At 47.0% G+C, this 7,723-nt stretch carries 7 protein-coding genes; 3 read left to right on the top strand and 4 right to left on the bottom strand.

What is annotated here, in order from left to right; all coding sequences use genetic code 11:
* The 4 genes from C8R34_RS16385 to C8R34_RS02795 all read right to left on the bottom strand — a co-directional run.
* Nucleotides 1-3,803 (bottom strand): calcium-binding protein (locus C8R34_RS16385; protein ID WP_181415470.1); only part of this gene is annotated, 3,803 nt, incomplete at its 3' end.
* Between the two features lie 12 nt (nucleotides 3,804-3,815).
* Complete coding sequence (locus C8R34_RS02800; RefSeq protein ID WP_110337633.1) at nucleotides 3,816-4,172, bottom strand: hypothetical protein; 357 nt, start codon at nucleotides 4,170-4,172, stop codon at nucleotides 3,816-3,818.
* A 57-nt stretch (nucleotides 4,173-4,229) separates the two neighbouring features.
* A complete protein-coding gene (locus C8R34_RS16815) occupies nucleotides 4,230-4,361 on the bottom strand; it encodes a hypothetical protein (protein WP_258364326.1) in 132 nt (43 codons plus the stop codon).
* 12 nt (nucleotides 4,362-4,373) lie between these two features.
* A complete protein-coding gene (locus C8R34_RS02795; protein WP_110337631.1) occupies nucleotides 4,374-4,724 on the bottom strand; it encodes a hypothetical protein in 351 nt (116 codons plus the stop codon).
* A gap of 428 nt (nucleotides 4,725-5,152) precedes the next feature.
* On the opposite strand from C8R34_RS02795, the gene sdhC reads away from it, so the two are divergent.
* From sdhC to sdhA, 3 genes are read left to right on the top strand one after another with little or no spacing between them, the layout of a single operon-like run.
* Nucleotides 5,153-5,542 carry a succinate dehydrogenase, cytochrome b556 subunit gene (gene sdhC, locus C8R34_RS02790; RefSeq protein ID WP_110337629.1) on the top strand — a complete coding sequence of 130 codons (390 nt, stop codon included), beginning with the start codon at nucleotides 5,153-5,155 and terminating at the stop codon, nucleotides 5,540-5,542.
* A complete protein-coding gene (sdhD, locus tag C8R34_RS02785) occupies nucleotides 5,536-5,889 on the top strand; it encodes a succinate dehydrogenase, hydrophobic membrane anchor protein (RefSeq protein ID WP_110337627.1) in 354 nt (117 codons plus the stop codon). Before sdhC ends, sdhD begins: the two co-directional genes overlap by 7 nt.
* A gap of 1 nt (nucleotide 5,890) precedes the next feature.
* On the top strand, nucleotides 5,891-7,654 hold the full coding sequence (gene sdhA / locus C8R34_RS02780) for a succinate dehydrogenase flavoprotein subunit (protein ID WP_110337625.1): 1,764 nt from the start codon (nucleotides 5,891-5,893) through the stop codon (nucleotides 7,652-7,654).
* The last annotated feature ends 69 nt before the right edge of the window (nucleotides 7,655-7,723 follow it).

Raw genomic sequence — 7,723 nt, 5'->3', positions numbered from 1 at the left:
GTTCCAGTGAGTATCATGGCTTTAAGCGCCGTTGCATTCCAGCTGGTGCCATCACTGAATTCGATGGCATCGAGCACATACGAAGTTGCAGCATCTCGATAAAAGTAGTTGGCTACTGTGATCTTTTCACCGGTGTTTTTTAGCGTGAGAAATAGATTGCCGGTATCGCGTGTGATTGTGATGTCCGTAGGATTGATTCCTGGCATAAACCGCAATACATCAGGAGATGCACTGCTGGCTTCATAGTTGTTGATACTGGTGTTTCCATCACCGACCGAAAAAAGATAAGTATCGCTGCCATCATCGCCCGTTAAATAATTTACCCCCGCGCCTCCTCGCAACGTATCGTTACCGGTGCCACCAAAGAGAGTGTCGTTGCCATTACCCCCCTCTAATATGTCATTTCCACCAGTACCATTTAACGTGTCGTTGCCATCATTGCCGTTTAGCGTATCGTTTCCACCAGCACCGGATATGGTGTCATCACCGCTTAAGCCGTCAATATTGTCATCCGACTCAAAGCCGATAATATTGTCGTTACCTGCAGTAGTTTGCATAACCATTTGTCTGAGCGTTGCCATATCCCAAATGGTGCCATCACTGAACTCAGTGGCATCCAGTGCATAGATAGCGGAGGAGCCACTTTCATAAAAGTTATTGGCAACGGTTATTACCTCACCGGTACTCTGCACAGTAAGATATAAGTTGTGAGAATCCCGCTTTGCAATTACATCGCTTGGATGAATACCATCCATGAAGCGCAGCACATCATAACTTGTGCCCGTATCGCTATTGTTAATGGAAGTAACGCCATCCCCTGCTGCAAAAAGATAGGTGTCGTTGCCGTTGTCGCCTCTTAAATGGTCATTTTCACCTTTGCCGCCTCGTAAAATATCATCACCATCGCCACCCATCAGCAAATCACGGCCATCTCCGCCATACAGCATGTCATTCCCGCTACTACTGTACGACGTATCATTACCCGCACTACCATTGAGAATATCGTTGCCGGTGTAGCCATTCAATGCAGTATTTCCAGATACACTAAAAACAATCTCATCGGCCGTGCCTCGCTCAATAACGCTGACGCCGAGATCTTGCAGAATCGCAGCAGCTTGTGTGTCGGCAACGCCTTCATCTATCCAGTTTCGCAACATATTCAGGCCGGTCCAGCCGTTTTCTTGCAGTAAATGTCCGGCGTATTTGTTTAATTCGATTAAGTCAGCTAGAGCAGTTGCAGGATCGGTAACTTTCAGATCATCCAATAATGAATTCAATGCAGAGAAATTCATGAAAACTTGCGATGCTGCATCTGCATTCAGTGTTATTTCATTCAGATAATGTGCAAGGCGTGTTTGTAAAACCAGGCTGCCATAAACAGACTCTTTTAGCGTTTCATAGCTCTGTTGCATGAATTCTATTTGCTGGGTTGATAGCGAGACGAATACCCTTTTTGAATTGGCAACATTCGGTACGGTACTCACCATATTCTGAAAACCATTGCCCAGCGTTATCCGGTCTGTACCGACTGTTACCAGCGGTGAACCGTTAAAGCGCTCGAGAACACTGATTAGCCCGGTTATTTCCTGTTGTTGCTGTTGCAACATTTCATAGGATGCGCGTTTCTCAGGCGCCAGGGCATTCAGAATACTCATGTCTGAAGTATTCCAATAACCCATGTGCTGGTCATAATGCGACCATGATTCACTGGGCAATAGGTATAATAAAAAATACCCTTTCCCAGTTGCCTGCTCAACACTGGCTCTCATCGTCGAAGCCTGCGTCCAGGCGGCCAGCAGATCGTCTAATTGTGCTCTTTGGTTTGTATAACTGGACTGGTTTACAAAGTTTGTCAAAGCAATGGCTACCGCAGACGATGAACTTGCAGCTTCGCGCAAGTCGCGCACAAATCCGGCGCCTTGGGTATCCGGTAGACTGAGCGCTTGCTCCGTAAGCGGTAGGGTGTCGGTAAATTCGCGGAAGAACGGATTATTGGCCAGATCGAGATTGCCGGTTTGTCCTGTGCCGTCGACCGTCAAATGTGCCGCTGTTGCGGTCTGTACGTTACCATTGCCGAGATTGACGTTCTGGTTGGTGGCATTCAGTTTGATACTGATAATTCCCAACTGTGGCAATGAAAACAATTCGTTGGAAGTAGATATGCCATTCTGATTCAAATCACGCCACACCCGCACATGCGCAAATTCGCTATCATTTTGGTCAAACAGCTGGTCCGCATTGGAATCCAGATCCGATAATGCATCAAAACCATTGCTTGCGCGGCTACCATTAGATTTGATGGTATCAACGCCAAACAGCTCACGGCCCGAGTCGATCGTGCCATTGTTGTTACGATCCAGCACTAAAAAGCCGTCATCGCTTTTCACCCAACCCGTACCTGTTCTAATCCCATCGCTGTCGTGATCAAACAAAATGGCCGGATTGTTGATACCGATGGTTTCAATACCGTCATTATCCAAATCCAGCACTAATGGATCTGTGCGTGGCGGTGTCCAATTTTTGAATTGCAGGAAGAAACTATTGACAATGTTCGATATTTCAGCAAGTTCGCCGATATTTTGCAGCAACAAATCGCCAAGGCGACTGATTGCCCAGGCATAGTCACCCTTTATGTCCTGGAAAAAGAGCGCCATATCGAAACTTGAAATATTCATATACAAATCTTCGAAAAGCTTCTCTCCGGCCAATCCACCGAAATAACCGCCTGCAAGCCCAGCAGCTCCGGTAACTAACATACCGGCTCCGATGCCGACATTCAGGCCGGGTACAAGTAAAAGCCCAGCCGCAAGTGAAGCGCCATACCCAACCGCAATGCCGCCCGCCAAGCCACCAGCATGGGCTGCCAAAATGGCGCCGGCCTCAGTTGGCTTGCCGCTGTTATATGCTTGCTGTGCCTGCGCGATAGCGAGTGCCGTTCCCAGAATGTCTCCGAACCATCCTGCTTTATTCAGTAAACCTTCGTACTTAACATACTGCGTCATATCGCTATAGCTCAAACGCATGCTTTCCAATGATGCCAAGCGAGTTATCTCAGTTCCTGCCGGAATATCCTTGGCCGGCAACCCCAATGTTTTTCCCAAATAACTACTGGTATCAACATGCAATTTGCCGGCTGTATCCTTGCCGATTCGCATATCGGCCAAATCTGCCTTGGATGTCGAACCAATCAATTTGATGAGTTCGGCTTTTGCCGTGCTTTCGCCACTCAATAGCTTGTCCGCGTGGTACCGACTTTGCCAGTCTTTAAGATCGACGCCATTGATTTTCTGTCCGGATAGCGAAGCTTTGTTCAATAACGCTGGAATCTCGGTCTCTGCAGCCACACTACCGATTGGCGCAGAAGGCATAATCAAACGAAAATCTCCGGTATGACCATCGACCAATCGCGCTGATGCAGTGTCCCAGAAGCTGGTGTTGTTGATGCGTGTGCCGTTTGCATCAGTTCCTGAATATAAAGTATCAAAACTCAATCCTTCGCGATTGGCGGCATCATTGAGAGCTGTTCTAAAACTACTACTTCGCAAAAATTCGCCTACCTGCGTATCAGCAATTGTTTTAACGGAAGAACCATTAGCTAGCGATTCTGCGATATCTTTGGCTTTAAATTCCTTTCCGCTATTAGAATTGGCGTCTGTTCCTACACTTCCACTCCATAGCACTAACGTTGAATTTCCTAAGTTAGCATCAACAGAGTTTGTTAATGTTCGCAGCTCATTAACTGACATTGGGTTACCCGCAGTTTCACGGGTAGCAACTTCATTCAGCGCATCAGTTGCATTCATTTGTCAAAATTCCTATATATTGGGGACAAAAGTGACAACCAAGCTTGTGACATTTTTTCGTGAAGCTGCAAAGCCATAAGCATCCAGAGCTTCAGCAATCAGATTGTGCAATCGTAATTTGTCTTGTTTCACACGAGGGGGCGCATAAATTTCTAAAACTTGCCACTTGATGTCGTAACCCTTGTCGCGCCCTAATGAAATTATTTTTTGATGAGCCGAAAAATTGACACTTTCACCCGCGATATCAAGATTAAAGTCATAGGTAGAGTCTTCAGGCCCTCCCCATCCCACTTCCTTAAGAACAATATCTCGCTCCCGATCAATAGTTTGCCACTCATGGTTTTCTAATCTTTCATTCACAAACCCCATTACAAATACTCCTATAAGTAATTATTTATAAATAAAATTTATCCTTTCTCTTTCACTTCACAGCAACAAGGTGGAATTTCCTGTGGTGGCATCGACAGAGTTTGCCAGTGCCCGCTGCTCGCTGACCGACATCGGGTTGGCCGCAGTTTCTCGGACAGCAATTTCATTCAGTGCATCGGATGCATTCATTCCTTAAAACTCCTATACATTGGGGGCAAAAGTAACTGTCAAATTTTTGACATTTTTTCGCGAAGTTGCAAAACCGAATACATCAAGAGCTTCTGTAATCAGGCTGTGTAATCTTAATTTGTCTTGCTTCACATGAGATGGCGCATAAATTGCTAAAACTTGCCATTCGATGTCGCATCCCTGTTCACGTCCTAATGAAATTACTCTTCTATGTGCTGAAAAATTAACATTTTCGCCTGCGATATTTAAATTAAAATCAAATGGTTCTTGTGGCATTCCTCCTGTACCCTTGAGGACAATACCTCGCTCCCGATCAATAGTTTGCCACTCGTGGTTTTCTAATCTTTCGTTCACAAATCCCATCGCAAGTGCTCCTGTAAGTGTGTTTTTATAAATAAAACCTATTTCTGGTAAATCTACCGTGAAATACCGTGCTATCTCAGAATTTGGATTTTTTGCCTGGTATTTAATATGTTCGAGATGTGCTAGGAAGGTGATATTCTAGTTGCTTTAATAGCCGTGACAATTGTACTTTAGTATTAGTACGTTAGTACTAGATGCGCGATAACCGATCACTGCTGTAGCCAAGATTTAAGAGCGCATGGGTGGGGTAATCATGTGAAAACTATAGGCAATTTTTATCGATTTCAGAAAGAAATATAACGAGCACGAATTGCATTCTCAATCAAGTTTTGGCTTGTATCGAGCTACATAACAGACTAAACTTGGTTCTAATATTCAGCGTGTCAATTGAATTTTGGCAATATTATTTCTACTTTAAAATCTCCCGCATGGAAGCGAAATTACACAATAAACGCCCCAAGCATCTGAATTTGTTCAAGATCAGGCAGCCTTTGCCGGCTGTGGTTTCAATTCTGCATCGCATCAGTGGTGTGTTGCTGTTTTTTCCGGGTATTCCTTTATTGTTGTGCAGTTTACAAATGCTGCTGCAATCACAACACAGCTTCGAAGTGCTGCAAGACTATCTGCGCCATCCAATGATTAAACTGATGTTGTTGCTCCCGCTATGGTTCTTCTTGCATCACTTGTGCGCAGGCATCCGCCATCTGTTGCTGGATTTGCATGTCGGCGTTGCGCTGACGCAAGCGCGTGCCAGCAGTAAGCTGGTATTCACTGCTGGGTTCATGTTAACCGCGCTGGTAGGGTTGATACTATGGTAAAGCAACCCGGACGCGTGGTAACGGGCGCGCACTATGGCTTGAGGGATTGGCTAGCGCAGCGGGTGACAGCCGTGCTGATGACGCTGTACCTCACCGTGCTGGTGGGTGTTTTATGTAGTGCTACGCCGCAGGATTACGCGGCATGGAAGGAAATATTCAACCATCAGTGGATGCGCATAGCGACTTTTGTATTTTTCATGTGCATGCTTTGGCATGCATGGATCGGGATGCGTAATGTATTGATGGATTACGTGCATGCCACGGCGTTACGCCTGGCCATGCAAATTGCGGTGATTACTGCCTTGCTGTTTTATTGGGTGTGGGCTGCTGGAATACTGTGGAGTTGATGTGGCATTAACCAAAAGAAAATTCGATGTGGTCATTGTCGGTGCGGGTGGTGCGGGGATGCGCGCAGCGTTGCAATTATCCGAGGCGGGATTGAAAGTGGCGGTACTGTCCAAGGTATTCCCCACGCGTTCCCATACCGTCTCAGCACAAGGAGGAATCGCCGCAGCATTGGGCAATGTGACCGAAGATAATTGGCACTGGCACATGTATGACACGGTAAAAGGTTCAGATTACCTGGGTGACCAGGATGCCATCGAATTCATGTGTCGCCATGCCAACGAAGTGGTGTATGAGTTGGAGCATTTCGGCATGCCGTTTGATCGCCTGGACAACGGCAAAATTTATCAACGCCCGTTTGGCGGACAATCTCAGAATTTTGGTGGCGCGCAGGCAACACGTTCTTGTGCGGCGGCCGACCGTACCGGTCATGCGCTATTGCACACATTGTATCAGCGCAACGTCAGTGCTAATACGCAGTTTTTTGTTGAGTGGATGGCGTTGGATCTGATTCGCGATGAGCAGGGCGATGTTTTGGGTGTCACTGCATTGGAAATGGAGACCGGTGAGGTTTCTATCCTACAGGCACGGGCCACGCTATTTGCTACCGGTGGCGGCGGGCGGATTTTTCAGGCCAGCACCAATGCGCTAATCAATACCGGCGATGGTTTAGGGATTGCTGCGCGTGCGGGGATTCCGCTGGAAGATATGGAATTCTGGCAATTTCATCCGACCGGTGTGTATGGGGTGGGCGTGTTGATCAGTGAAGCCGTGCGTGGCGAGGGCGGTTATTTGCTGAACAAAGACGGCGAGCGTTTCATGGAGCGTTATGCACCCAACGCCAAAGATCTGGCCAGCCGTGACGTGGTTTCACGTGCGATGACGACTGAGATTAAAGACGGGCGTGGTTGCGGCGAGGAGAGTGATCATTTGATGCTGAAATTGGATCATCTGGGCGCTGAAATCATCAAAACCCGCTTGCCGGGCATTCGTGAACTGGCGATTAAATTTGCGCATGTCGATCCTATTAGTGGACCAATTCCAGTAGTACCAACCGCACATTACATGATGGGCGGTATTCCCACCAATTACTTCGGTCAAGTGGTGGCGCCGTATAAAACCGGACCGGAAGAAATTGTGTCCGGTTTTTATGCAGTAGGGGAGTGCGCTTGTGTGTCCGTACATGGTGCCAATCGCTTGGGCACCAACTCATTGCTCGATCTGGTGGTGTTTGGGCGCGCCGCAGCCATTCAGATCATCGAGGATTTGAGAACCCATCCGCATCATAAACCATTGCCGGAAAGCTCGGCTGATAAGACATTGGCGCGTTTGACTCGCCTGGAAAACCAGAAGGATGGTGAAAATGTCGCGCAGGTGAATGCCGCTTTGGCCAAAACCATGCAGACCTACTGTGGCGTTTTTCGTTTTGAAGACATGCTGCAGAAAGGCGTAGAAAAAATTCTTGAAGTGGGCGAACGAGTTGGCCAGACAGAGATTAACGATAAAAGCAAAGTATTCAATACCGCACGGATTGAAGCGCTGGAATTGGATAACTTGAAAGAGGTCGCGACTGCCACCATGATTTCCGCTGAAGCTAGGCGTGAAAGCCGCGGTGCGCATGCGCGCAACGATTATCCCGAACGCGATGATGTCAAATGGTTAAGGCATACCTTATATTTTAGTGAAAACAACCGGTTGGATTACAAGCCGGTACGGTTAAAACCGCTCACAGTGGAATCTTTTCCACCCAAAGCTAGAACCTACTAGGATCAACGGCTTGTTGTCAGTTTGAACCTGGTCGGATTCTATGGATTATTTAATTCTTGAATCTAAAAT

Source organism: Nitrosomonas sp. Nm84, assembly GCF_003201565.1.
Classification (GTDB): domain Bacteria; phylum Pseudomonadota; class Gammaproteobacteria; order Burkholderiales; family Nitrosomonadaceae; genus Nitrosomonas.
This window is presented reverse-complemented; position numbering and strand designations above follow the sequence as displayed.